Source organism: Paenibacillus sp. FSL R10-2788 (genome assembly GCF_038003885.1).
Taxonomy (GTDB): Bacteria; Bacillota; Bacilli; order Paenibacillales; family Paenibacillaceae; genus Paenibacillus_AQ; species Paenibacillus_AQ odorifer.
The window spans coordinates 3,383,780-3,408,424 of record NZ_JBBOQA010000001.1 but is presented as its reverse complement, the minus strand read 5'-3'; the positions used below and the strand labels follow the sequence as shown (position 1 = coordinate 3,408,424).

Genomic DNA, 24,645 nt, shown 5'->3' with positions numbered 1-24,645 from the left:
CCTTTGTTATTGTATGTATCGTTCCTCTAGTTAAACTATCATTGCCATACAAGCTGTCCCTTTCTTATTTTTGCTGCATAAATGATTTGGCCTGTATGATAATGGACTTCTCTCACCATCGCTATCATGAGATTAAGAGCAGTAGTCTCGTTATTTACTTGGCTATATGTAAGTGGTGGTAAATTAAGAAAGGGTTGTGACATCAATAACTCCGGGTTAGATTGGAGCCGTTCAAGATATTGGATAATAATATCAAAAGCATCCCTGGTCATAGTTATGGCTTGTTCTTTTGTCATTTCTAGACCTCTTTCAAACTCCCTCTCTCTATCTCTTGTATCAGGAATATCTAAAAGGATGGTTTCAATTCGTGAGTGTACTGCCCCGCTAATATGAGCAACCAAATTTGCAATACTGTTACTTTCCACGGTTGGGGACCAGGTAATATCCTCTTGGGTGCATTGCTCGATTGCTTGGAGCGTCCATTTCTTTTCCGATCTAAATTTGACTAACATACTTTCAATTAACTCAATGGCGATATCCATTGCTAACCTCCTATTAATAAAACCTATGTATAATTTTACCAAAAACATCTCCTCTGTCAAATGAAATCTAGTCCCAATGCTATTTTTATGCCACAATGTTTTGTTACATTCTTATCCTGGCTCCTGAGAAAAAATAACTCTTTCATTTAACACCAAGAAGATCAGGTTAGGGTATTTCCCTCTACTGACCTTCTTATATTTTATTAATGGTGTAAAAGAAACTATCTTCCATCTTATGGGTATAATTAACATAAAGCTCTATAGGAGGGAAAATCATTGAGAAAAATAAGGAAGCTGATTCTTTTAGGATTTTGCATCATGATTTTACCGGGAACCGTGATTTATGCTGCAGTTGGCTCATCTGAAGTATCATTATATTTGAATAATGTGCTTCAAAAACAGCCCGCAATATTGTCCGAAGGTTCGATTTCCTTGACGACTGAACAGTTGTCTAAAGATTTATTTGCACTATTCGCCTTGGATGAATCAGGTAAAACGGTTCGAATCTACAAGCCTAATATAAACATGGTTATGCTCGATAATAATGGAGAGATTTTTGGTAAAGTAAAAAGCCCGTCACGTTTTGCATTTTCTACTCTATTACAGGTGGATCATTTAAAAGCAGAAATTTCAGATATTAAGGTTGTGATCACCGATCCTGCGGACAAAACAGAAACCATTGATGCTCAACAAATTAAGAACAGCGAAGAAAACTTTTGGTTCAAAACCAACGAGTATACATATTCCTTTAATACAAAGGGCACCTACACTATTCAAGTGTTTTTTAAAGATGTGGCTTCGAAGAAGTGGTTTCCTGTCTCCGAAATCGATATTTTTGGCATTTGAATTCCAGTTATAAGGGACTCAGCTCATTCTATTCTTATCGCAATATTACCAAATTGTTCTCCCTGCTGCATTCGGTGAAATGCCTGAACTGTGTCTTGTAAAGGATACACTCGATCAATGATAGGTCGAATCGAATGATGTTCCATAAACTGAAGCATATCCGTAAACTCTTCACTACTTCCCATTGAGGTACCTATGATACTAATTTGCGGGAAAAATATGGCTCGCGTCGGGATTTCCATTCGGTCTCCTGAGCTTGCACCAAATGTGACAATACGTCCATTGGGTTTAATAATATCAAAGTAATGCGGGAACGTCGCAGGCCCAATGCTGTCGAGGATGAGATGAACGGTGTCTCCATTCATGCTTTCCTTCCAATTGCTATGACTGTCAAAAGCATGGTCAGCTCCATGAGCGAGTGCAGCTAGTCTTTTCGATTCACTGCGTGAAGTGACACTGATACGTGCACCCACCGCTGAAGCCATCATCATGGCATATGTCGCAACCCCACCACCAATGCCAGGTATAAGAACGTGTTCACCTTTCTTTAAGCGGCCTCTAGTAAACAGCGCCCGATAGGCTGTTAAGGCTGATAAGGGCAGCACGCCGGCTTCTTCCCATGACAGGTAAGCTGGCTTGCTGACGGCATTTTGCGCTGGAATGATGATTGACTCAGCGAATGTACCCTCTGAAGGTCCCCCTACAATGGCTGGAACGTTAGGAACATTGTCGGCATATTCCCATCCGATGCACGGATTAATGATGACATCTTCACCAACATTATGATCAAGTACACCTTCACCTATTGCTTCAATTCTCCCCGCGCCATCAGAGCCGATAATCAAAGGAGTATCCTGTTTTGTTCTGTCATCCATGATAAACAAGTCCCTGTGGTTCAGCCCTGCAGCCTTTAACCTAACCTTCACTTCTCCAATCCCCGGTCTTTTATCCATAATCTCTTTATAGTTCAAGCCCTTCAGGCCACCTTCTCCAGCATGTACAATGGCTTTCATCATCCAAGCCCCTTCCTCAAGTTGTTATTAATGAATCTATAATAAATTTTACATAGTGGGTGTAATCCAGTAAAATGATCAAAACTGAAGGTGACTATCATAAATCATCATACCAAGAAGGTGCAAAGGAAATGGAAAGTGGAGATTTGAGAATATTTCAAGCGGTTGCTCGCGAGGGTAGTATAACGAAGGCTGCTCAAGTCTTAAATTATGTCCAGTCAAATGTGACAAACCGGATTCAGTATCTAGAAGCTCAGCTGAAAATCCCCCTATTTCGCCGATCCAATCGAGGGATGACGTTAACGCCGGCAGGTGAGAACTTACTGGCATATACAGACAAAATATTATTACTAATGGACGAGGCTGTAATAACCACACAGTACTCTGAGCACCCTACTGGTCCGCTCCGTTTAGGTTCCATCGAAACAACAGCGGCTACTCATCTAACGCCTCTGCTAACCGAATATCACTTACGATATCCCGATGTTAATCTATCGCTTATAACGGGAGAAACGCATAAACTCTTACAAAAAGTGCTTGATTACCAACTAGATGGAGCCTTTGTTTATGGACCCATTGACCAGCCTGATATAGAACATGTAGTTGCTTTCGAAGAGGAGCTGGTGCTTATCTCACAACCAGGTAAGAGCGATATGCGCGAATTGCTTACAAAGCCAATGTTGTTTTTCGACGTCGGATGTACACATCGTGCCAAAGCTGAGAGTTTCCTAAATGAAAGCGGAATGAGCTCTTATAAGATTATGGAATACGGAACGTTAGATGTAATTCTAAGTGGGGTTTCCGCTGGACTCGGCGTGTCTATGCTACCCCAATCTTCGATCTCTAAGGCCGAAGAGGCGGGAGTAATTACTTCCCACCGTCTGCCTGAAGGATATCGAGATTTGCAGGTATGGTTTGTGTATCGCCGGAACGCGGTTTTTTCTAGTGCGTTGTCAAAATTAATCCAAATGATCGAAGAAATGTAGCAACATACATATTGGGGTTTGATTATATTCGAGCGCAAAGCTTGTTTATTAATCAACCCCTTTTCAGCTTTTTTCGATTAGACTTGGTATGTCTTGTTCCCATCTACTTACCACGAATCACTCGAAAACCTTGATCAGGACCCATACAATTCGCTTCGAACTTTCCCCGAAATGAAATCTCGTTGTTGTTAATGCCGCCGATCCACCCGCCACCCTTTACAACCCGGAAAGAACCGCTCTTACTATCTATATCTCCGTACCAGTTCCAACACCATTCCCTAACATTCCCTGACATATCGTAAAGACCTAGCTCATTAGGTTTTTTGCCACCAATAGATTTTGTTTTGTTGTGGTTGTTATCTATGATCGGCCAGTTCCAATCTCCTGATAAGTATTTGTCTCCAGCGTTTTGCCAATACCATGCTACTTCATCTGCTTTATTGCTTCCACTGTAGGTGTAACTTTTGCTAAACTGTCCTCCACTTGCAGCATATTCCCACTCTGCTTCAGTAGGCAATCGGTAACCATTAGCTCCAACATTGAGCGTTACTGTCCATTTTAAAGTATCGTTATCACTCTTATTATTCGGATCTTTTTTATTTTTATCTATATTGTAATAGGGTTTGAACCCCTCTTTTATACTTCTTTTATTACAGTAATCTATTACGTCATACCAGTTAACCATTTCTACTGGCAAGTTGTCGCCTTTGAATGCTGAAGGGTTACTTCCCATTATTTCAACCCACTCTTTTTGAGTAACTTCATATTGGCCGATATAGAAATTTGATATAGTTGTACTTTTGTAGTTGGAATTTGTGTTAATAAAATTTCCACCTTTAACCAATACATAAGTATCCTTCTGTTCAGGCTTTTCTTGCGAACAAGCGCTGATAGCAACTACTATTAAAAGAGAGATTAATAGTTTTCTCATGGATATATCTCCTTTCCAACCACTGGTATGTAGTTAAGTATCATTTGCTGAATGATCTAAGGCTGCCGGCTGTGGACCGACAACCTTAGCAATGATAGTGATTACTTATAGAAAACCTGTTATTACCAGACTGTTACGTTTGAGCTACCGCTACTTTGATATCCTTCTGTCGCTAATACCTGGTAAGACCAACTGCTGCCCAGATTCATTCCGTAACTTTTCCAAGCATTAACGTGGTTGGCAAAAGTGATCGCGACATTGCTTCCCGTTGCTCGCTTGGATTGTCTTACACTCCAAAACTGTGTGAAGGTTGCCGTACCATCAATAGAAGGGGCGTTCGTTCTCGTAGTCGTATATATATCATATGTGCCTCCATCACTAGTCACGGTACCTTTATAGGTTCCAGTAGGTCTATAAGTGCCCCAACTATCAACGACGTAATATTCTATGAGGGAGTTTCTCGTCCACCCATAAAGAGTTAAATACCCATTGCCGGATGGTGCCCAGACGCCTGCATTGTAGTTTATTGTTCTAGATGGGGATCCAGTATTCCAACCTTTACCAACAACAAAGTTACCAGTATTTGACCATGTAACACTGTAATTCCCACCAGATCCATTAGTAGCATTTACTGTCCCGCCACCATCGGTCCAATTTTGCCAATAGTCTGTCGCTGCACTTGAGGTTGCTGCAAACAAGCTGAAACTCATTGAAGCGGCCATAATTACAGTCACGATTTTCTTGTTAAATTTAAACATAATCTACCTCCTGAAATTTTTTTGTCACTACATACCTACATACTGCTTGTCTGTATTTCTAGTAGTCGAGCAATTTCTTGTTGGGGCAGATTCGCAACACCACTTCCTTCCATATATATTAATGTAAGCGATTACATATGGAATCTTATCATAGATCGTTTACTATTTAATCTCTTCAAATTAAAGATTTTACCCTAAAAAGTATTGTTCTTTTGGGATACCTAATTCACTGGATTTTTGTATCTGCCACAATTACAATCCAGTATTTTTTAGTAACACGTTCATATACCATGGCTTAATCAGTGGTACAACTACTGCTGGCTGCATAGCTTTTGTATGGTCCATCTGGGCTCCCGAAAGGATTTCAACATCCCAGCCTAAATCCGCCAACTGCTCCTTATTCTTTTTTAACAACCCGACGATGTCAACGGTAACGCTCCCGAAATTTTCACCGTATACGATCGTATCATTTCCACCTGCAAAAGCTAGTTTAGGGAGACTAGGCAAATGTTGAATTCTGCGATCATCAAAGGCTGTGAGGCTCTGGTATAGGGAGACAAATTGTGCTGTAACACGGGTATCTATGGTAACCTTTATATTGTCCCAATCCATTTCGTTTGGATTATCCGGTCCAGCAGGACTTTCCACAGATTCATTTTGGTTACTCAAAGCTTGTGTATGTGTTTTATGGGTCACAACCCTCATTTCTTGATAGGGGCCATTATAGGGTGGAAAACCTCCCATTACCAAACTCTCCAAGCGATCTGTTCTTATAGCCATTTGCAATCCAATCAACGCAAGCCAGGAATAACCGTAGTAACTAAAGCTTGTAACATTCATTTCATCCGCAATGTGGAGAAGATCCTTCACAATATGATCTGCTGTTAGATTTTCCACTGGATGTTGAAATAGATGACCTTCATAATCGAAATAAAGCACTTGAAAAGTGTCCGCTAATCCTTCAACAAAATGTTTACCTAATTCGGGATCTACTCCCCATAGCTTTAAGTTTTCTGCTTCTTGATTGTACACAGATTTTTTAGCGATGGGTAACAGGATGGTTGGACGATCTGGAAGCCCTGCCATACCTACTTCTATTTCTGATTGGTTTGCTAATTGTATTATCTTTTTCAATGAACTCACTCCTTTGTGTTCTATAAAAGTATCATATAACATTCATGCAATCTTTCGGTTTATCCCTTTACCTCCCTTGATATATCTGCCTAAATTCGATTTAATATTGTTGTAGCACTTGAAGGTTCAACTTTAATGTTTCGGGGCGATGATGATTATGGAAGAGATATATACACCTACACTGATAGCTAAGCAATTAAATGTGAGTACCACTACTTTAAGGAGATACGAAGATCAAGACTTAATTCCAGATGTATCAAGGACCGCCAGCAACCGCAGATGTTACACTTCCATCCATGTACAAGCTTTTATTACCATTCGCGCATTATTGCAGGGATATGAAATTCCGGTTGTGTACGATGTGATGAGGAAGATTAAAGGCCAGCAGATGGAGTCTGCTCTTTGGGCAATCAATCAAGAGCAACATAAGACCCAAGTGGAAAAAGAAAGGTTAGAGGAAGTTTTACGCATGTTTCGGGATGTTGATTTATCAAAATACAAAGATTTAACTGTAACAGATTCAATGACGATTGGTGAAGTTGCACAAATGGCAGGAGTTAATCCATCAGCTATTCGGCATTGGGAACAAGAAGGGCTAATCTCTTCGAATAGGAACAAAGATAATGGCTACAGAGTCTTCACTTTAACGGAATTAAGAAAAATTATTCTTATCAGCAGTTTAAGGAAAACTGTTTATTATATCGAGAATATGAAACAGCTTTTGAATGAAATAGAAACACATAACTACAAAAAAGTGGAGGTATCCTTTCAGCTTGCCTTACAAAAATTGAATTCTCAATTAACGAAGCAATTTTTCGCGATAGCTGAACTTACAAACTATGTTAAATTGTATAAAAGTAATGCCAAGTAACATATTGATCATAGAAAAAGGACTACCTTGCGGTAGCCCTTTCGTGCCTATTTGAACTTGATGTCAACAATCTTTCCGCTTTCCACAAAACCAATATTTCGATAAACCTTATTGGAGTCAGGATTCTTTAAATCAGCATAAAGCATGGGCACTAAATCCTCCGATAAAAGAACAGAACATAACTCTGCTACTAGTGCACTTGCATAACCTTTTTTCCGGCAAGACGGAGGTGTGTATACCGCATTTAATCTGGAATATCTTGCCGACCTATGTGCAATGTACGCCATCGATACAGGTTTATCGTCTACAAACCATAAATACAAGTTCCCTGTCTCAATCATCCTCTTGGCATCTAGAATTTTAGCTTCTGGGTTCACCCAAACCCCATAAGCCCCCTCTGAGAAACCCGCCAAAAATTCTGCTACAATGGCCACGTTTTTTCTCGTTGCTTGCTGCATTGTACCTTTTACGTTCAAAGGTTTCTTTGGATCTGTACAGAAATAAGATTCTATAGTCATCGTGGACTCATATTGAAGATGATTTGCCTGAGAATACAGCTGTGCAAAACGTTCTGTTGTTTTTGGTTCTCCAGATACTCCCGGTAATGTAGTCTCTTTAAGAAATTCTATAAGTTCTTCGTAGAGAACGGCCTTCTTATCCTCGACAATATCCTTAGAACTCCAAAGCCATGCGTTATGTCCCGTTGACTGGGCATAAATCATTGTTTCATCAGAATCTTTTAAGCAAGTAGAACTCTTCGACTCGCAAATAAGGTGAATCAGGTTGTATTGAACCTCATCAGCAATAAACATATCCTGGCTAAGTATTCGATCGGAGACATTGATTTTTTGAAACATTGTTACTCCTCCTTATTTATTTATAAGAACGCAAAAAACTCCGTCCCATTAGGGACGGAGTAGATTCCGCGTTACCACCCTGATTGGTGTATTTATGAATACACCCTCTCTGCTGCCATCGTCCAACAACGATGCTTCTTTGTAACGGCAGAATCCCGGGCCCGCCTACTATGATTTCGGGAGCCAGCTCTGAGGCGATTGTTCGATTCGGGTGTCCTCTGCCTCGCACCAACCGGCAGTTCTCTGATCGACATATCCGGATTTACTTGTCCTCTTCGTCGCATTTGATTGCAATGTAATTAGATACAATATAAAGTAATAGGGATTTTATGTCAATAAAAAATATGTAAGTTGGCGACGTTAAACAATTATTATTCACTGCGAAAAAATACTAAACACCAAATTGTCTTAAATGATGGTCTAGATGTTTATAAATCCCTTTACCCCATTGCTCCGGAGTGAATTTTCCGAAAAAAGGATGTGGATGGGATGAACAATTCTCCGGACCGTTACTTTGAAAAGTTATAATTTTTTGTTTCAGTATTTCTTTTTCTTTTCCAAAATCTCTATCATCTAAAATAAGTATGGTCGGAATTGTTGACATATTATGTGGTACTGGCTTGTCATTGTAAAAAATAGATTTCACAAACCCTCCTATTAATATTCCTAGCCAACTTCTAGGAGGAAAGGAGTTTCCATTTGCGATGTCTTGAAATGCTGAACAGTGAGCCAACATTTGAGAAACATTCATTTTTCCCCACTGTGGGTTTGAATTAGGACTTAAATTCTCGATACGGCTCAGTATTTCCGCTGTATGTAATTTGTTATATATATTTTCCATAAACACACTTCCATTACGTTTTTTGGGTTTTCGATTTTTTCATTATTAGTTCTGGTGATCCATATATCACGATAAGCTATTGTATTCATGATTGCATCATAATAATTTTACAGTATACTGCCGATCTAATATTCGCCATTTTATATCATTATATCCTTTATTTACCGTAATGTCCGTTAACGTAATAAAGCTATCCATCATGCAGGTAGCTCCTCGTCTTAAAATGTCTTTAAATATCGTGTCCCGTAATTTCAGCAACCTACGGATTTCTGCAATACAGAAATACTTTCCTTTAGGAACGCCCTGTTCTTTTCAATCCCTCTATTTTTACACCAGACAACAGCACTAAAAGCATCGTAAAAATTATAAAAGGGTAGTATTCTTTCCAAATCCATTAGAGGACGAATTGTTGAATATCCCTCTTTATACGAAATTCTACTTTGAGGATTCACTTCCCAAACATATCGGTTAATTTTTGTGAAATCAATTTCCGAGGATCCACCCCGTGCACTCTCAAAATCAATAATTCCAGCAACCACATTATTATTTGTTAGTATATTACCTTGTCGAAAGTCCATATGAACAACACAGGGGTCATCAGGAGGAGGCAAAACTGAAAAAGCACTCTCAAAGTGATTAATACATTTTTCGAAAAGTCCTCTCTCAAGGACTTCTTTGCAAGGTTCTATAAATTTTTCAAAGCTATTTCTTATATAAAGTCTCCAATTGTTCTGATTAAAAAATTGAAAACCGTCTAATCCTTCCACACCATATCCCGGCATTTTAACTTCATGCAGCCTTGCGTGAAGTACCCCGATTTGAAATGCTAATTCATCGTCAATAGCACCTGTACATGGTATACCTTTAATCTCCGATAAAAGTAATGCACCAGAAATTAAGTCATCCCCACTCCAGAAATCTAACACCTTTGGAACCGGTAATACCTCCCTCAACAGTTCAAGCATACGATATTCGCGATATAGCTTATCCCTGTTATAAGGGATCTTCGCATACACCGTTTCTCCATTAGTAAGATTCAGCTTGTATACTTGTGAACTAAAGGACTCAGGAACATTATCTATACTTAATACATTAAGGTTAAATCTTTTTATGATCGTATCTACTAAGTTCAACTCGCACCTCACATGTTATATGTTATGAATGAAATAGTAATTAGTTCAGCTATCTTTTTCTTAATTTTATTGAACTATCCTAACCGTTAGTGCAATAAGATTACACTTAGCTCTTTTTCTTTCTTGCTCTCAGGTAAATGACTGAAATCACTACTAGTACTATTGCAACTACGATATACAAATCAGTATCCTGCTCAAACATTAACCACATCTTGTATTCTATGTGTACTTGCTGTTTGGGTCGAAGTCCTTCACCGAATAGTTCTGTTGCTTGGTTAAGGTTATTCATTTCAATGGTTGAACTGCATGGACTACTGCTTGTTACGCCATCCACTTCGCTAATGTAGATTAAGTATTTATTACCTTCCTTAAAATCAAAACCCCAAGTGTAGTCTGTTCCCACAATAATTTGAGATTCAACTTCAGTATTCCAACTTCGTTCAACATCCACTAATATATATCTGATTTTCTCTTTTGGCCCCGCAAATCCTTCTTGTTTCAAATCAACCTTTATTTGTTTTACTTCACCATAAATAGCTCCACCGTAGACCTCTAGGGCTTCTTGGGGACTTCCTATCTCGACACAGGATAAAGCTTTAGCATCTTGTCCATTTGCAATAAAGAACGCGAATGTGAATAAACATATTAACGTGATTAAACGAAGATTCAATTTACCACCTGCTCTTATGATTTTATTTCATAACATCTTTATTGACTTTATTAATAGGTGAAATGTTGCACTAATTTTCCAGTTCCTTCAATGCAATAGGGAGTACACCTAGATGGTATGCTCCCTATTTGGGTGAGAATAGTATTCTGTTAGCCATGCATGCAACGCAAGCGCCGCACCTAAGATGATAGAAGCTAATGAATTCTTCCAAGGAGCTGAAAGCTTTGAAGAAGTATTACCCAAGGAGTTAATTCAACTTTAATCCCTAATTCATTTACAGTTAGATGTTGAACTGAGTTTTTATTAAATTAACGCACCTGTTAGCTCAATAGCAATGATGTGCAACTCCTTACTTCTCCCAAAGCTCGATCAGTCGACCTTCTGGGTCTTCAATCCAAATAAACTTTCCAAATTCACTAATCTCTATTTTCTTTGCAAGAGGTACACCAATCTGTTCAAAATGCTTAATCGTCTCGTTTAGATCATGCACTTGGAAATTTAACATCACTTGTTGTTCTGTTGGAAAATAACTATCATCCTCGGTAAAGAAAGAAAAGATAGTCTTATTTCCCACTTGAGGTTTTATCACAGTCCCATTCCAATTCTCTATGTCAAGCTTCAACACCTCACTGTACCACTTTTTTTGTAGCCTCAAGATTCTTAGTTCTCCAGAATATTCCTCCGAAACCTTTAATCATCGTATCTACACTCCTGTCTGCATTAAATTATCTAATAATATACCCTTTAGGATTAAGGAGAATCCACCGTTAACCTCCAGTCATTACATCGAATGGTAGTGCCAACGGGGTATTCAACATCATATTCACCAATAAACGAGAAGCCAAGCTTAAGACAAATGACAATAGAAGCATGAGTGAAGTCTATCGGACTCCAGAGTCGCTATTAGCCATAATTCGGCTCATTTGAGAACCTATCGGACTCTATAGTCGCTATTGGCTCGAAAATCCCTCATATCGCGCATATTTGGAACGAATAACGCCTCTGGGGTCCGAAACACTTCTTAAAAGACAAAATTCAGCCAAATAGCTGCAACTGAGTCCGATCGCTCATCGTGAAGAGAGAGTGTGGGAATGCAAAACTTACAACAAGCAGCAAGCAACAAAGTCGCACATCCGGTATCACAGACGCCAAACAAACAGCAAAATAGCACATTCGGTATCACAGACGCCAAACAAGCAGCATAGTCGCACATCAAGTAATACAAACGCCCTACAGCAAATTCGAGTACTCAAGTGTTCAAGGAGTTACATCATGCTTCTTCCATGTGGGGATCTTTCCTCCTAGCCCCACGCAGTGTCCATTGCTCATTACTTCTCCTTCTTATGTAAATAATCTTCATTTTAGATTCTACATTAGAATTATTTGCTATAATGTTCTCATGAAAAATAAAACTATTCTAAACAAATTAGCTATCATTCTACTTTTTATAAGCATTCTCTTTGGCCTACGCTGCATTTGGTTGAGTATATTTAAGGTTTCCAACACTGTACCTGTGATTAACAATGGTGTACTGGATTTACGCGGCCAGGATCTGGAGCAGTCTAACTTATTCAGGCTGGATGGTGAATGGAGCTTCTATCCTTCGCAATTCGTAACGTCCAAGGATATTTCAACTTTACCAGAACCTTCCCTCCCGCTTCAAGTTCCCGGAGACTGGAGCCGCGCGATAGGAACGGATGACCCTTCTTCGTACGGTTTTGGTACTTACCGTCTGCGAATTTTGGTAGAACCCCTTCAGCAGCCTGTAGCATTGTGGATCAAACAAATCTATACTGCATCCAGCGTAGAAATTAACGGTAGCCTATTGCTCAATAATGGGACAATATCTCTTGATGCCGATACTTATGTGCCCAAAACCACCTCATATAAAGTATCCTATTTCACAAAAAACACAACAGTAATTGATGTGCTTATTCGTGTAGCAAACTTTGATCTACCTTATAAGGGGGGGATTGCAGGGCCTGTTTATTTTGGTTCTCAGGAAAAAGTTGACCGTACATACTTTTATACCGTAGGTTTTCAATTGTTAACAGCAATTATCCTGTTATTGCATGGGCTCTATGCCTGCATTCTTTATTTATTTAATCCTAAAGAACGTGCTTTGTTTCTTGTAGGGTTAATGACATTATCCGTAGCTGTTATCATTTTAGCCCGTAATGACAACTTACTTCTTGCAATAGTGCCGATTAATTATACCTGGTCATTAAAGATCCGATTGCTTGCTTTTTTGTGGCAAAATCTTTTTATTCTGCTTGTTTTTAGAAAATTCACCTCAGTTGCCAAAATCAATAAGGGGTTACGTGCATATGTAGTGAGTCTTGGTCTTTATTCTGTTTTTATACTTACCGTCCCAGCTTATTGGGTCAGCACATCCATTCATTTGGGAATCATTCAAGTGTTCCAGTATATTCCCTTCATTTGGTTGCTCTATAGCTTAGGGCGCTTATTGTTCAAAAAGCAAGATGATAAAGATGTTGTTTTTCTGCTGTTATCAGGTGCGGCGATCGTTTCTAATTTGTTATGGAATTTGTGGGATAGTAACGGACACTATTCAATTGTCTATTATCCTTTGGATATTATCGCAGCCATCGTGGGCTTCTCAGCTTATTGGTTTAAAAAGTATTTTCAAAATGCTAAAGAGAACATGGAACTAAATGAGCAGCTGAAAAAAGCAGACAAACTTAAGGACCAGTTTCTCGCTAATACCTCACATGAGCTGCGTACACCGCTTCACGGAATCATGAATATCGCGCAAAATATTGTCACAAAAGAAAAGGACAGACTTTACGAAAGTAGCCGTCAAGATATGGAACTGCTGATTACAATCAGCCGCCGTATGTCTCATATGCTTGGTGATCTACTGGATGTGGTCCGTCTTCAGGAGCATCGTGTTATTTTACAACAGGAACCTATTTCGGTTCAATCGGTAGTTCCCGGTGTGATTAGTATGCTTCAATATATGATTGAAGGTAAGCCAGTACAGCTATCTATGGATATCCCGGAAGCTATGCCGCCAGTTCGTGCGGACGAGAAAAGACTGGTGCAGGTTTTATTAAATCTGGTGCACAACGCGCTCAAATACACCGAAGCAGGACTTGTAACTGTTAAGGCTGAGGAACAGGACGGACAGGTTCTTATCTATGTGACAGATACCGGAGTAGGCATGACTGAAGAGACTATGGCACGGATATTTCTACCCTATGAGCAAGGCCCTCACGGAATAAATGACGGGCGTGGAATTGGGCTGGGATTAAGCATATGCCGGCAGCTGGTAGAACTGCATGGAAGCAGCCTAAGCATTCAATCAGAGCTTGGTAAAGGTTCAACTTTTAGTTTCACACTCTCTCTTGCCGATTCTTACAGCGAACAGATAATAAAACAGACGGAACCTACAGTTTCGTATATGGCAGATGAGATTCATAGACAGATGGCTGAGTGGGGAATTTCCGAACATCAGCCAAGTAATCACTCTGAAAAAATTCCGCCGCTTTTTACAGAGATTAAGGTAAATATTCTGGTGGTAGATGATGATCCTGTCAATCTGAATGTACTAAAGGGTATTCTTGAAACCGAACCTTATATCATAACTACCGTGAACTCAGCCCATGAAGCATTGGAATTGTTGGATAAAAGGAACTGGGACTTACTTATTGGCGATGTTATGATGCCACAGATGTCGGGATACGAATTAACACAGAAGGTTCGTACTCGTTACTCCTTATATGAGCTTCCGATTCTACTGCTTACTGCCCGTAGTCAGCCTGAGGATATTTATACTGGATTTTTGTCCGGTGCCAATGATTATGTCACAAAACCTGTGGACGCAGTGGAGCTTAAATATCGTATTCGGGCTTTAACTGCAATGAAGCTATCCTTCAATGAACGGGTGCGGATAGAAGCAGCCTATCTACAAGCACAGATACAACCGCATTTTTTATTCAATACGTTGAACTCTATTGCCGCACTCAGTGATTTGGATACTAAAAAAATGCAGGAGCTCATTGGTGCGTTTACTTCTTTCTTAAGAATCAGTTTTGACTTTTTAAATATCGGAGAGCTCGTGAACCTCTCCCATGAACTGGAATTGGTAGAATCTTATCTTTATATTGAACAGACTCGATTTGCAGAAAGGATATCTGTTATCTGGAAGGTAGATCCGAATATTGACATCTTAATTCCTCCTCTATCCATCCAACCGTTGGTAGAAAATGCTGTTAAGCACGGTATACTTAAGCGCCAACAGGGTGGGACTGTTGAAATACGTATTATCCGTCTGCACAACGCTGTAAAGATTGAGGTGGAGGATAATGGGCAAGGTATGGATTCCGGGACCCTCTCTTTACTGCTGAAGCCAATGATGGAAGGCAAAGGTGGCATCGGGCTGGCCAACACCCATCGGAGGTTAAGTCAATTATATGGTCAAGGTCTCTCGATCCAGAGTAAGCCTGGAGAAGGCACCTTGGTATCCTTTGTTGTACCAGAGGACAGTGATAACTTTTCAAGCAAAAAAGCCGCTCCATAAGGAGTGGCTTTTTTGTATCGTTATCTATATCCTTTTAGAGTAAGCTTAAAAAATAGTCGGCACCATTCCCCCATCCATGCGAATTGGAGAACCTTTAAATGCAGAGGCATAAGGACTGCATACAAATGCTGCTAGTCTGCCTATTTCAAAAGGTTTAGTAAATCGTTGTATTTCAGATTGAGGAAGATTTGTAGTCATGAATTTTCTTTCTTTTTCTGAAAAAGTCATATCTTCATTGGAGTATATCCCATCAATAATTTGATGCACATTTTCAGAAAGTGTTGGTCCTGGCATGATTGTATTGACTGTAACTTCAGTTCCTATCGTTAACTTAGATAAGCTTTTTGACAATGATAATAACATTGATTTGGTCATTGCATATTGAGGCATTTGGCCTGAAGGCATAATGGCTTCTTCACTAGCAATAAAGAGAATTCGGCCATAATCTTTTTGTAACATTTTAGGTAAATAGAATTTTGTTAATCCATTCGCAGCAAGGACATTAGTACGGATGTATTTTTCAAATATTTCGTCGTCAACGTCCTCATATTTCATAATTTCATAGATACCCATATTATTAACTAAAACATCTATATTAGGGTATTTTTCGAATAAGGCTTCTCTTTGCGCAATATCCACAATATCCGCTGTAGCATTTTGTGGAGAGGTAGCCGGGAAATTCGACTTTATTTCATTTACAGTCTGTTCTACCTGATCATAATTCCGTCCATTAATTAGTACATTAACTCCTTCTTTAGCGAGTTCAATGGCGATTGCTTTACCAATACCTTTTGTTGATCCTGTAATTAAAGCTGTTTTATTATTTAATCCCATATCCATATTACATTTCTCCTTTTATCCCGGCGTGCTGAGTAGTTGTCATTTTAAGAACAGTCCTGTGTGCCGGCTAGGATTATATTATCGTACCGGGGTTGTTCAGTAACTAGCGGATTGCGCCAAAGTTCTTGTTTAACACGCCAATGATAAAACTCTGAAAATACTGTCTTTATGAAGAGGGTATCGTGTTTAAACCTAAATGTTCATTACGCCAATTTGAAGGAGTATCACCTTCCCAAAGACGAAAGGCACGGTAGAACGAGTTCTGGTCTTCATATCCAATCAAGAAAGCCACTTCTTTAATATCAAGCGAAGGATCTGCCAGATACTCTCGTGCTTGCTCATGTCTAGCTTGTGTCAGCAATTGCTTGAAGCTTGTGTTTTCTTCAGTAAGCCTGCGTTGCAAGGTACGGTCACTCATACTTAATACCTTCGCAACAGCTTGAATGTCAGGGCGTCCTCCGCTGAAGCTGCGTTTCATGATCCATTTGACCCTCTCGGTTATAGAGCGTGTGCCCTTCTGTTCAGCAAGCGTCCGGTCCAAAACGGGAGTCAGAATCTCCAGCAGCTCTTCGTTGTACGAGATAAAAGGATGATTCAAATCATTTCGACGCAACGTCAAACGATTATATTGAGCATCTATCTGAATTCGGCAGCCGAAATAAGCTTCAAGAATCTTTACATTTCCTATAGGCTGTGAAAACTCGACAAGCTGTGCTGTCAAAGGTAGACCTGTGCCTCGCCGTCCGAGTTCTAGAAGAAATGCCAAAGTGAGGCCGAGCAGCAGCGGTGGACCAGAATGCCCGGGATGCTGCCATTCCAATTCGATTGTACATAGCTCGCCTTCCTCGGTAATACGCAAGCTTTCAGGAGGGCACATTTGTTTGTATCGTACCATTCGGTTAAGAGCATCGCGATAGTCCTTAGCATGGTATGTTGCTAAAACCGTCGGCGGATATTGTGTGGTTTCAAAGACGGTTGCAAGCTTAATGATTCCTTCGGCAGTATCCCCAATGAGATCGTTATATGCCTGCCAGACTGCGAAATATTGAGCAGTGGTGACTTCTGACTCTCTGAGATGGCTAAGTGGAAGATTTGCTTTGCTGGCTACATCTTGTGCAGTTATCCCTAATTGACTTAATCCAGCCCAAAATCCTGGTGGGATTTTAATTTGATCAGAGGTATGAGACTTCATACATATGGACCTCCTTTATTAAGAACTCCAGCACGCTTGGGCAAGCAGTTCGAACGAATGCAATCGTTTCTCATAATCTGGAATCATGGTAACGATAATGAATTCATTAACTCCATACAAAAGAGATAACCGTTCCAACTTACCTTTAACACTTTCCGGAGTACCTACCAGCAGCTTGCGTTCCAAGGGCTCAGACTTCGCTTCGGCAGAACCTTCTTGTTGGAATAATGCCGTACCAGATGAGGCCAATCGCTCTGCCTCTTCCTCAGTCTCGGCGCAAATGACGCCAACAGCAACCATGGCCCGCGGTTCAGGAGAAAGTGAAGAAGGAGTAAATGTTTCACGGTAAGCTTGCAAAACCTCCTCCCCTGCTACATCGCTCATGAACTGGCCGAACACATAACCTGCTCCAAACTCGGCAGCATATGCCGCGCTTTTCTTGTTTGTACCCAGCAGCCATAGCTCTGGAGATACGGGTGGGACCGGCCGGGCGGTTATTGAACGTCCTTCATAGGAATAGTTGCCCTGTAATAATTCAGTGACGCCTTTAAGCAGTTCTGGCATTTTCCAAACATTTTCGAGAAAATTTCCACTCAGTGCTAAACTTACTTCAGCAGTACCGCCGGGAGCTCTGCCTAATCCAAGGTCGATGCGTCCCGGGTACAAACTGGCCAGCAAATGAAATGCTTCCACCACCTTTAGCGGCTTATAATGTGGCAGCAATAAAGCCCCTGAGCCAAGGCGAATGTGTGCTGTTTTCGCTCCAATATGCGATAAAAGCACCTCCGTAGAGGTACATGCTAATCCCGGCATATCATGATGTTCAGCAACCCAATAACGAGAATATCCCAGTCTTTCTGCTGTCTGAGCCAGCTTCACTGCTTGTCCCAATGCGGTAATAGCATCCACCGTATTAAAAACAGGTACGAGATCTAATACACTAAGCTTAATGGATGTTCTTGTCATGATTAAGTCCTACTCGAGGGTTTCGGTAAAATTCGATCATATCGATAAAAATAAGCTTGTAATCAACTGCAACCGCGGCCAGATCATACATTCGGCCATGGCCGTCTTCTTTGGAGGCAAAAACAACATCGTGCCGCAGCTTATCCATAATCATTTTGCCGATGAACTGATGCTCGTATTCCGCGTACTTCTTTTTGAAAGCTTCATTAAACTCCCACAGCTCTTGGTAAGACCGCTCTAGCATTGCGTTTACCAAAGTCAGCTCATTGCCCTCTTTTTGTACAGCTACGTAATAATTTCCGCGATCATCCTTGATCAAATCCTTATATAACTCAACATTCAAAGTTAACGTCTCCTCTCTGATTACCTAGGACTCAATTTTATAGGCTTGCAGTCAGCACCGTTGGCTCTGTCGTGATTTCTACATTTCCTGCAACGGCTCTGGAGATCATGCAGGAGCCTTCTGCTTTATGGGCAATACGGATGGTTTTATCGATATCGTCCTGTGACGCATCTTTGGTAAGGGTGATTAGGGGTGAATGTTTGATGGCTTCATATGTAAAAATGTTATTCGTTACATCGACCGTCGCCTCTGAGGTTAACGTCAGCTCTGAAGTCGTAAGCCCTGCCCGCTCCAGCATTGCTGCAAGTGTAATGAGATAACAGGTTGCTGCTGCTCCCAAAAGCATCTCATCCGGATTCGTTCCTACACCGGGTCCTCCCATTTCCTTCGGAATGGAGATTTGAGTCTTAAGCTGTCCAGCTTCAATAGTTCCGTCACTGTTACGGCCACCGTTCCATACGGCGTTCAATACAAATGGGTGCTTCATTTTTATATATCCTCCCTAGCTTGATATTGCATGATATATTTTTCATCGAATACTTTACATGCTAACATAGAAGAATGTGGTGAACAAACAGGCTCAGGCCTACTATTCATGAAACTTATCTATAAATTAAAATCCAGGAGGTTCTACTATCATGATAAACGACACGGATATCAAACATCTCAAGCGTTGTATTGAACTTGCCCGAATTGCACTAGAAGCTGGGGACGAACCCTTTGGTTCAGTCCTTGTATCAGCAAGTGGAGAAGTGCTGGCGGAAGACCGCAACCATGTAGGTAGCGGTGACCATACTCAGCATCCCGAATTCGCTTTAGCCCGCTGGGCAGCTCAGAATATGACACTGGAAGAACGTAAGCAGGCAACAGTGTATACCTCCGGAGAACATTGCCCTATGTGTGCAGCGGCACACGGTTGGGTTCGTTTAGGACGAATTGTATATGCCAGTTCCTCGAAGCAATTATCGGCGTGGTTAAATGATATGGGAATTGCAGCATCACCCGTCCGTAATTTAAGGATTCAAGAGGTTATTCACGATGCGTTCGTAGATGGCCCTGTACCGGATCTTGCAGAACAAGTACGGGAGCTTCATCTACAATTTCACGAGAAAAGACTTCTTCAGTAATACGAAGAATCAAAAATATTTTATTTTTCCGTAAAAAAAGAACCTTCGGATAAAGGTTCTTCGGCTGTCGAGAAAGTCTCGGCAGCTTTATTTATGTCCAGAAAAGGGTGATTTCACATCCCTTTACCTTTTATTATTCTTAATTACTTCGCTAAAGCGGTCAGGGAAATTTGTATGTACACCATCTACACCCCAAATTACGGCTTTATCCATATTCACTTGATAATTCACAGTATATGGAAACACCTTTAGCCCTGAATTTTTTGCCTGCGCGACATATGCCGCATTTATTTTTTGAAAGTTAGGACTTATGCCTACCGCATAAGTTTTTAATCTATTCACATAGGATTCTGATATTTTATAAACAGGAAAATCATACCATACAATTTGATAAAGAGGGACTGCTGGATTTATGGAATGGAATCTACGTAAACTCGCTTCACTAAATGAATGTATAGCAACATGAGCCGACAGATCATAATTTAAGATTTCTTCATTTAACAATGCCTCGATGTTCGAATTCGACGTGGGATCTTTAATCTCAATCATATAGTCCACTTCTTTTCCGAACCTTTCAAATACCTCTTTTAGTGTCGGAATACGTAAATCTACATATTTATCTCTAGCGAACATGGGATATTGTTCATTAAACCATGATCCCGCGTCTAATTTTGAGATCTGCTCTAAAGTAAAATCCTTTACATACCCTTTAGCATTCGTGGTGCGATTTACGGTCCCATCATGAATAACAACAGGAACATGATCTTTTGTTAACTGAATGTCTAACTCGATATAATCGGTCTTCATATCAATAGCTAGTTCGAATGCAGGTATTGTATTCTCAGGAGCATATCCTGAAGCACCACGGTGAGCGATTGTATATACTTTATCCGCAGGCATGATAATTTCCTTTACTTTAATGCGAATCCAGGGGGAATAAGCATACAAAGAGGTGAACAATAAGATTAACAAAAGCACATGTATACCTATAAAGTAGATTCTAGAATTTTGAATTTTTTGCATTAAGCTGACCTCATCTTTTAATAAATATAATGTAGAATACTTGGTGACTTTCGCTCTAACATTCATTCTTGTGTAAAATTATGATTTATATTCCCTTATGTTAATCCCACCTCAATGTATTTGTAAGGTCAAAGCTTGGAGATTTCTATTGTACCAGATTATCTAGAGAAAATATTGCGAGGCAGCATAAATGGGAAAGGGTCTGCAAGGTCAAGAAGCAACATCTAAACTTTGTGGGGTATAAACTATAGTTGCTATATATACAGAGTCCTAAAGTTCTTATACCATTAACTTTGTAAGCGATTAACTTTATAGGAGGAAATGACTTGACAAAGCCAGTGCAACCCAATGAACCTCTCGTAACTCATATTTATACTGCGGATCCTTCTGCTCATGTATTTGAAGGCAAGATTTATATTTATCCCTCTCATGACCTGGATCACGATATGATCTCTAATGACAACGGTGATCAATATAATATGGAGGATTACCATGTTCTGTCTATTGATGGAGATGGCTCCCCTTGTATCGACCACGGTGAAGTACTTCATGTGAAGGATGTTTCATGGGCTAAACAGCAAATGTGGGCTCCGGATGCAGCATACAAAAACAATACCTACTATTTGTTTTTCCCAGCCCGAGACCATGATGATATTTTCCGAATCGGGGTTGCCACCTCAACTTCACCTTCCGGACCCTTTACACCTGAACCGAACTACATTCCCGGCAGTTATAGCATTGATCCCGCTGTTTTCGTTGATGATAATGGCAAATCATATATATACTTTGGGGGTCTTTGGGGCGGTCAACTTGAAAAATGGCAAACCGGCTCATTTGTTGCGAATGCCGAGGGACCGGCTGAAACGGCACCAGCTCTTGGACCTATCGTAGCGGAGCTGAGCGAGGACATGCTGAGCTTTGAAGGTGCGCCTAGAGAAATATCCATCATCGATACGAACGGAAATGCGATTCTTGCTGGAGATGAAGAGAGAAGATATTTTGAAGGTCCATGGGTTCATAAATATAACGGTTATTATTATCTTTCTTATTCCACGGGAACTACCCATAATATTGTATACGCTATCAGTAAAGATCCGCTTGGGCCTTTTGTATATCAAGGAAAAATACTTACACCCGTCCTGGGCTGGACAACACACCATTCTATTGTTCAGTTTAAAGAGAAGTGGTATTTATTTTATCATGATAGTTCTTTATCTGGTGGTGCTGACAACAAGCGATCTGTAAAATATACGGAGCTGAAATACAACGATGATGGCACCATTCAAACCATCCATCCTTAGTTTTTATTGAAATGGAGTGCATGCTGGAGTGCACAGGAGGGGAAATATCATGCCAATGACACAACAAGGTGCTTTTTATACGGGGAAATATCGCAATTTATTTAAGGAGTTTGGCTTTTCTGAAGATGAAATCAACGCTAAACTCGAAGAAACTTGGAGTGATTTGTTTTACGGAGATCCGAACGTACGAATCTACTATCCGCTGGACGAGGATAAAAGCTATATTCTGGATACAGGTAATCTGGATGTTAGGTCTGAAGGAATGTCCTACGGGATGATGATGGCTGTTCAAATGAATAAAAAAGATGAGTTTGATCGTTTATGGAACTTCTCTAAGACGTTTATGCAGCACAAAGAAGGCCGTTATGCCGATTACTTTGCTTGGCACTGCAAGCCTGACGGTACAAGAATTTCACAAGGACCCGCACCGGACGGGGAAGAGTTTTTCGCCATGGCTTTGTTTTTTGCCTCAAAACGTTGGGGGAACGGTCCGGCACCTTATAATTATTCCGAGCAGGCTCGAATAATATTGCGTGCTTGTGTACATAAAACTGAAACAGGCGCTGGTGACTCAATGTGGGACGCGGAAACGAAACTGATTAAATTCGTACCGGAATCCACCTTCAGTGATCCATCTTACCATCTCCCCCATTTCTATGATTTGTTCGCTTTGTGGGCTGATGAAGGTGACCATATATTTTGGCGAGAAGCGGCGGAAGCCAGCCGCACATATCTACACACTACATGCCATCCTATAACTGGTCTCGCTCCCGAATATGCCAATTTTAACGGCACCCCGGCAGAACCCCAGCCTCATGGTGATTTCAGCCATTTTTTCAGTGATGCTTACCGGGTTGCGGCTAATATCGGTCTGGACTGGGTATGGTTCCAAAAGGACAGCTGGCAGGTCAATCAATGTAACCGAATTCAAGCTTTTTTTAGGAATATCGAAGTTTCCAATTACCGGCGGTACACCATTGAGGGACAGGCATTCGACGAACCGGCGCTGCATCCAGTAGGCCTTTTGGCGACCAATGCCATGGCTTCGCTTGCTTCGGATGGCCCGGAGGCAGAGCATTTTGTCCGTTTGTTTTGGGATACACCTTTGCGAACTGGACAACGTCGTTATTATGATAACTGTCTGTACTTCTTTAGTTTACTAGCCCTAAGTGGAAACTATCGCATTTATTGAAGTATATCGAACAAAACAATAGGACTCCATTCCTCGAAAAGGTCGAGGAATGGAGTCCTATTAATCGTAATAAAGCTTTGCTATTATTTAATTACTACATATTCCAAGTTAACAAGTTTTGCGTAAGCAATAATTTGGTCTGTTGTAAGAGTTAAAGAAACAACGGTGTGGTGACCGCCACCATTTTCGATCCAAGCTTTTACCCCGTCTTGGAAGTTTGGTTTAACATTCCAAAGCACACGAGCTACTGGAAGGTTTGGAGCTGGAACAGTTGGTTCAAAAGCAGTCACTTCGTTGATCAAAAGTTTGTAATGCGTACCGAAGTCAGCCATGGAAACCACTACACCGTCTCCTGCTTTACCGTCAAATACTAAACGGGCTGGATCGTCTTTGCCACCAATACCTAGTGGAGACACGATGATTTTTGGTTTGTTGCTTGCCAAAGTTGGATCTACTTCAAGCATATGGGATTGAAGAATAGATTCTTGTCCAACCGTCAATTCATAGGTGTAATCTTCCATAAAGCCAGTGGATTGGTTATGGCTCATCACTTTAAGTAAGCGGTCGAGAGCTGCAGTCTTCCAGTCTCCTTCTCCAGCAAAACCATATCCTTGTGCCATCAAACGTTGAACAGCAAGTCCTGGAAGTTGTTTCATTCCATGTAAATCTTCGAAGTTTGAGGTGAAGGCATTGTAGCCACCTTGATCAAGGAAACGTTTGATAGCAATTTCATAGCTTGCTTGAACTCTTACGCTAGCTTCCCATGCTTCTTTGCTGTTAGTGCCATAGTCGAATTCATACAGCTCTGCATATTCAGCAAACAAACCATCGATTTCTTCTTCTTTAACTTCATTAATGACTTGAACCAGGTCACCAATACCAAAGTAGTCAACCGTCCAGCCAAATTGAATTTGGGCTTCAACTTTATCTCCTTCAGTTACACCAACGTTACGCATGTTGTCACCAAAACGAGCAACTTTGATATTGAAGCTTTCGTTATAAGCAACGGCTACGTCCATCCATTCTGCAATTTGCTTTTGAACTTCAGGGCGTTCCCAATAGCCTACAACCACTTTGTTTTGTTTGTTCAAACGGGCGTTAATAAAACCATATTCACGGTCACCATGAGCTGCTTGGTTTAGATTCATGAAGTCCATATCTATTGTTGCCCATGGAATACTTTCATTATATTGCGTAGCTAGATGAAGCAAAGGTTTTTGCAGCATTTTTGTTCCGCGGATCCACATTTTTGCAGGTGAGAAAGTATGCATCCAAGTGATGACACCGGCAACTTCGTCACGGTAGTTAACTTCTTTCATAATGTTGGTGATTTTATCTGCGCTGACAGCCAAATCCTGCAATACTAGTGGGTAAGGCAAAACTCCGCTTTTATTCAAAGCATCTGTCATCGTCTGTGCGTGCGCTTTAACTTCAGCCAATGCTTCTTCCCCATAAAGATGTTGCGAACCTACGACAAACCAAAATTCTTTTGCTACTGCTGTTGACATATTCATCCTCTTTTCATCATTTTGTAGT

23 protein-coding genes, 1 pseudogene and 1 other annotated feature are annotated in these 24,645 nt (G+C 40.6%); of the genes and pseudogenes, 7 read left to right on the top strand and 17 right to left on the bottom strand.

Going from position 1 to position 24,645, the window contains the following annotated elements; genetic code table 11:
* Nucleotides 1-38: 38 nt before the first annotated feature.
* Nucleotides 39-542, bottom strand: coding sequence for a DUF1572 family protein (locus NSQ50_RS15165; protein ID WP_036677310.1), 504 nt, complete (start codon nucleotides 540-542; stop codon nucleotides 39-41).
* Nucleotides 543-818: 276 nt separating this feature from the next.
* On the opposite strand from NSQ50_RS15165, the gene NSQ50_RS15160 reads away from it, so the two are divergent.
* Nucleotides 819-1,388, top strand: coding sequence for a hypothetical protein (locus NSQ50_RS15160; protein ID WP_076222470.1), 570 nt, complete (start codon nucleotides 819-821; stop codon nucleotides 1,386-1,388).
* 23 nt (nucleotides 1,389-1,411) lie between these two features.
* Here NSQ50_RS15160 and NSQ50_RS15155 read toward each other — a convergent pair whose 3' ends face one another.
* A complete protein-coding gene (locus NSQ50_RS15155) occupies nucleotides 1,412-2,401 on the bottom strand; it encodes a zinc-binding dehydrogenase (protein ID WP_076222666.1) in 990 nt (329 codons plus the stop codon).
* A 131-nt stretch (nucleotides 2,402-2,532) separates the two neighbouring features.
* On the opposite strand from NSQ50_RS15155, the gene NSQ50_RS15150 reads away from it, so the two are divergent.
* Nucleotides 2,533-3,387 (top strand): LysR family transcriptional regulator, encoded by an 855-nt coding sequence (locus NSQ50_RS15150; RefSeq protein WP_076222668.1) that lies wholly within the window; start codon nucleotides 2,533-2,535, stop codon nucleotides 3,385-3,387.
* Nucleotides 3,388-3,490: 103 nt separating this feature from the next.
* Here NSQ50_RS15150 and NSQ50_RS15145 read toward each other — a convergent pair whose 3' ends face one another.
* The 3 genes from NSQ50_RS15145 to NSQ50_RS15135 all read right to left on the bottom strand — a co-directional run bounded on the left by NSQ50_RS15145 (nucleotide 3,491) and on the right by NSQ50_RS15135 (nucleotide 6,252).
* Nucleotides 3,491-4,318 carry a formylglycine-generating enzyme family protein gene (locus tag NSQ50_RS15145; RefSeq protein ID WP_076222472.1) on the bottom strand — a complete coding sequence of 276 codons (828 nt, stop codon included), beginning with the start codon at nucleotides 4,316-4,318 and terminating at the stop codon, nucleotides 3,491-3,493.
* Between the two features lie 122 nt (nucleotides 4,319-4,440).
* Nucleotides 4,441-5,076, bottom strand: coding sequence for a glycoside hydrolase family 11 protein (locus tag NSQ50_RS15140; protein ID WP_036677315.1), 636 nt, complete (start codon nucleotides 5,074-5,076; stop codon nucleotides 4,441-4,443).
* Nucleotides 5,077-5,328: 252 nt separating this feature from the next.
* Nucleotides 5,329-6,252 (bottom strand): alpha/beta fold hydrolase, encoded by a 924-nt coding sequence (locus NSQ50_RS15135; protein WP_340949602.1) that lies wholly within the window; start codon nucleotides 6,250-6,252, stop codon nucleotides 5,329-5,331.
* A 115-nt stretch (nucleotides 6,253-6,367) separates the two neighbouring features.
* Between NSQ50_RS15135 and NSQ50_RS15130 the strand changes: the two genes are divergently transcribed.
* Nucleotides 6,368-7,081 (top strand): MerR family DNA-binding transcriptional regulator, encoded by a 714-nt coding sequence (locus NSQ50_RS15130; RefSeq protein ID WP_038571099.1) that lies wholly within the window; start codon nucleotides 6,368-6,370, stop codon nucleotides 7,079-7,081.
* Between the two features lie 47 nt (nucleotides 7,082-7,128).
* Here NSQ50_RS15130 and NSQ50_RS15125 read toward each other — a convergent pair whose 3' ends face one another.
* The 5 genes and pseudogenes from NSQ50_RS15125 to NSQ50_RS15105 all read right to left on the bottom strand — a co-directional run bounded on the left by NSQ50_RS15125 (nucleotide 7,129) and on the right by NSQ50_RS15105 (nucleotide 11,280).
* Nucleotides 7,129-7,938 carry a GNAT family N-acetyltransferase gene (locus NSQ50_RS15125; RefSeq protein ID WP_076222478.1) on the bottom strand — a complete coding sequence of 270 codons (810 nt, stop codon included), beginning with the start codon at nucleotides 7,936-7,938 and terminating at the stop codon, nucleotides 7,129-7,131.
* A gap of 47 nt (nucleotides 7,939-7,985) precedes the next feature.
* Nucleotides 7,986-8,226: a binding site (T-box leader), on the bottom strand.
* A gap of 103 nt (nucleotides 8,227-8,329) precedes the next feature.
* On the bottom strand, nucleotides 8,330-8,779 hold the full coding sequence (locus tag NSQ50_RS15120) for a DUF1569 domain-containing protein (RefSeq protein ID WP_076125859.1): 450 nt from the start codon (nucleotides 8,777-8,779) through the stop codon (nucleotides 8,330-8,332).
* A 251-nt stretch (nucleotides 8,780-9,030) separates the two neighbouring features.
* Nucleotides 9,031-9,912 (bottom strand): aminoglycoside phosphotransferase family protein, encoded by an 882-nt coding sequence (locus tag NSQ50_RS15115; RefSeq protein WP_076222480.1) that lies wholly within the window; start codon nucleotides 9,910-9,912, stop codon nucleotides 9,031-9,033.
* A gap of 106 nt (nucleotides 9,913-10,018) precedes the next feature.
* Nucleotides 10,019-10,582, bottom strand: a complete 564-nt coding sequence (locus NSQ50_RS15110; protein WP_076222482.1) for a hypothetical protein — start codon at nucleotides 10,580-10,582, stop codon at nucleotides 10,019-10,021.
* Between the two features lie 349 nt (nucleotides 10,583-10,931).
* Nucleotides 10,932-11,280 (bottom strand): annotated as a pseudogene (locus tag NSQ50_RS15105) (VOC family protein).
* A 782-nt stretch (nucleotides 11,281-12,062) separates the two neighbouring features.
* Between NSQ50_RS15105 and NSQ50_RS15100 the strand changes: the two are divergent.
* Nucleotides 12,063-15,125 carry an ATP-binding response regulator gene (locus NSQ50_RS15100; RefSeq protein WP_306068372.1) on the top strand — a complete coding sequence of 1,021 codons (3,063 nt, stop codon included), beginning with the start codon at nucleotides 12,063-12,065 and terminating at the stop codon, nucleotides 15,123-15,125.
* A 45-nt stretch (nucleotides 15,126-15,170) separates the two neighbouring features.
* On the opposite strand, the gene NSQ50_RS15095 is transcribed toward NSQ50_RS15100, so the two are convergent.
* From NSQ50_RS15095 to NSQ50_RS15075, 5 genes are all read right to left on the bottom strand, one after another.
* Nucleotides 15,171-15,965 (bottom strand): SDR family NAD(P)-dependent oxidoreductase, encoded by a 795-nt coding sequence (locus NSQ50_RS15095; RefSeq protein ID WP_076222484.1) that lies wholly within the window; start codon nucleotides 15,963-15,965, stop codon nucleotides 15,171-15,173.
* Between the two features lie 166 nt (nucleotides 15,966-16,131).
* Complete coding sequence (locus NSQ50_RS15090) at nucleotides 16,132-17,157, bottom strand: AraC family transcriptional regulator (RefSeq protein WP_038571075.1); 1,026 nt, start codon at nucleotides 17,155-17,157, stop codon at nucleotides 16,132-16,134.
* 18 nt (nucleotides 17,158-17,175) lie between these two features.
* Entirely contained in the window at nucleotides 17,176-18,123 is a 948-nt protein-coding gene (locus tag NSQ50_RS15085) for an LLM class flavin-dependent oxidoreductase (RefSeq protein WP_076099231.1), read from the bottom strand.
* A complete protein-coding gene (locus tag NSQ50_RS15080) occupies nucleotides 18,104-18,466 on the bottom strand; it encodes a hypothetical protein (RefSeq protein ID WP_076141221.1) in 363 nt (120 codons plus the stop codon). Before NSQ50_RS15080 ends, NSQ50_RS15085 begins: the two co-directional genes overlap by 20 nt.
* A 37-nt stretch (nucleotides 18,467-18,503) precedes the next feature.
* Nucleotides 18,504-18,953, bottom strand: coding sequence for an OsmC family protein (locus tag NSQ50_RS15075; protein WP_076105707.1), 450 nt, complete (start codon nucleotides 18,951-18,953; stop codon nucleotides 18,504-18,506).
* A 151-nt stretch (nucleotides 18,954-19,104) separates the two neighbouring features.
* Between NSQ50_RS15075 and NSQ50_RS15070 the strand changes: the two genes are divergently transcribed.
* Entirely contained in the window at nucleotides 19,105-19,593 is a 489-nt protein-coding gene (locus tag NSQ50_RS15070; protein WP_076105706.1) for a nucleoside deaminase, read from the top strand.
* A 123-nt stretch (nucleotides 19,594-19,716) separates the two neighbouring features.
* Here NSQ50_RS15070 and NSQ50_RS15065 read toward each other — a convergent pair whose 3' ends face one another.
* On the bottom strand, nucleotides 19,717-20,682 hold the full coding sequence (locus tag NSQ50_RS15065) for a glycerophosphodiester phosphodiesterase (protein WP_080742497.1): 966 nt from the start codon (nucleotides 20,680-20,682) through the stop codon (nucleotides 19,717-19,719).
* Between the two features lie 260 nt (nucleotides 20,683-20,942).
* On the opposite strand from NSQ50_RS15065, the gene NSQ50_RS15060 reads away from it, so the two are divergent.
* Complete coding sequence (locus tag NSQ50_RS15060; RefSeq protein WP_076141220.1) at nucleotides 20,943-21,917, top strand: glycoside hydrolase family 43 protein; 975 nt, start codon at nucleotides 20,943-20,945, stop codon at nucleotides 21,915-21,917.
* Between the two features lie 49 nt (nucleotides 21,918-21,966).
* On the top strand, nucleotides 21,967-23,109 hold the full coding sequence (locus tag NSQ50_RS15055) for a glycosyl hydrolase family 8 (protein WP_076141219.1): 1,143 nt from the start codon (nucleotides 21,967-21,969) through the stop codon (nucleotides 23,107-23,109).
* Nucleotides 23,110-23,192: 83 nt separating this feature from the next.
* Here the strand turns inward: NSQ50_RS15055 and araA are convergent, their stop codons facing one another.
* Nucleotides 23,193-24,617: an L-arabinose isomerase gene (gene araA / locus NSQ50_RS15050; RefSeq protein WP_038571054.1), complete on the bottom strand. Its 1,425-nt coding sequence runs from the start codon at nucleotides 24,615-24,617 to the stop codon at nucleotides 23,193-23,195.
* Nucleotides 24,618-24,645 lie beyond the last annotated feature (28 nt).

Excerpts from the sequence above, each read along its gene's own strand:
- NSQ50_RS15075 (WP_076105707.1), bottom strand. The coding sequence starts at position 18,953 with ATGAAGCACCCATTTGTATTGAACGCCGTATGGAACGGTGGCCGTAAC.
- NSQ50_RS15095 (WP_076222484.1), bottom strand. The coding sequence starts at position 15,965 with ATGGATATGGGATTAAATAATAAAACAGCTTTAATTACAGGATCAACA.
- NSQ50_RS15165 (WP_036677310.1), bottom strand. The coding sequence starts at position 542 with ATGGATATCGCCATTGAGTTAATTGAAAGTATGTTAGTCAAATTTAGA.
- NSQ50_RS15065 (WP_080742497.1), bottom strand. The coding sequence starts at position 20,682 with ATGAATGTTAGAGCGAAAGTCACCAAGTATTCTACATTATATTTATTA.
- NSQ50_RS15070 (WP_076105706.1), top strand. The coding sequence starts at position 19,105 with ATGATAAACGACACGGATATCAAACATCTCAAGCGTTGTATTGAACTT.
- NSQ50_RS15055 (WP_076141219.1), top strand. The coding sequence starts at position 21,967 with ATGCCAATGACACAACAAGGTGCTTTTTATACGGGGAAATATCGCAAT.
- NSQ50_RS15140 (WP_036677315.1), bottom strand. The coding sequence starts at position 5,076 with ATGTTTAAATTTAACAAGAAAATCGTGACTGTAATTATGGCCGCTTCA.
- NSQ50_RS15155 (WP_076222666.1), bottom strand. The coding sequence starts at position 2,401 with ATGAAAGCCATTGTACATGCTGGAGAAGGTGGCCTGAAGGGCTTGAAC.
- NSQ50_RS15125 (WP_076222478.1), bottom strand. The coding sequence starts at position 7,938 with ATGTTTCAAAAAATCAATGTCTCCGATCGAATACTTAGCCAGGATATG.
- NSQ50_RS15135 (WP_340949602.1), bottom strand. The coding sequence starts at position 6,252 with ATGTTATATGATACTTTTATAGAACACAAAGGAGTGAGTTCATTGAAA.
- NSQ50_RS15130 (WP_038571099.1), top strand. The coding sequence starts at position 6,368 with ATGGAAGAGATATATACACCTACACTGATAGCTAAGCAATTAAATGTG.
- NSQ50_RS15150 (WP_076222668.1), top strand. The coding sequence starts at position 2,533 with ATGGAAAGTGGAGATTTGAGAATATTTCAAGCGGTTGCTCGCGAGGGT.
- NSQ50_RS15090 (WP_038571075.1), bottom strand. The coding sequence starts at position 17,157 with ATGAAGTCTCATACCTCTGATCAAATTAAAATCCCACCAGGATTTTGG.
- NSQ50_RS15120 (WP_076125859.1), bottom strand. The coding sequence starts at position 8,779 with ATGGAAAATATATATAACAAATTACATACAGCGGAAATACTGAGCCGT.
- araA (WP_038571054.1), bottom strand. The coding sequence starts at position 24,617 with ATGTCAACAGCAGTAGCAAAAGAATTTTGGTTTGTCGTAGGTTCGCAA.
- NSQ50_RS15085 (WP_076099231.1), bottom strand. The coding sequence starts at position 18,123 with ATGACAAGAACATCCATTAAGCTTAGTGTATTAGATCTCGTACCTGTT.
- NSQ50_RS15145 (WP_076222472.1), bottom strand. The coding sequence starts at position 4,318 with ATGAGAAAACTATTAATCTCTCTTTTAATAGTAGTTGCTATCAGCGCT.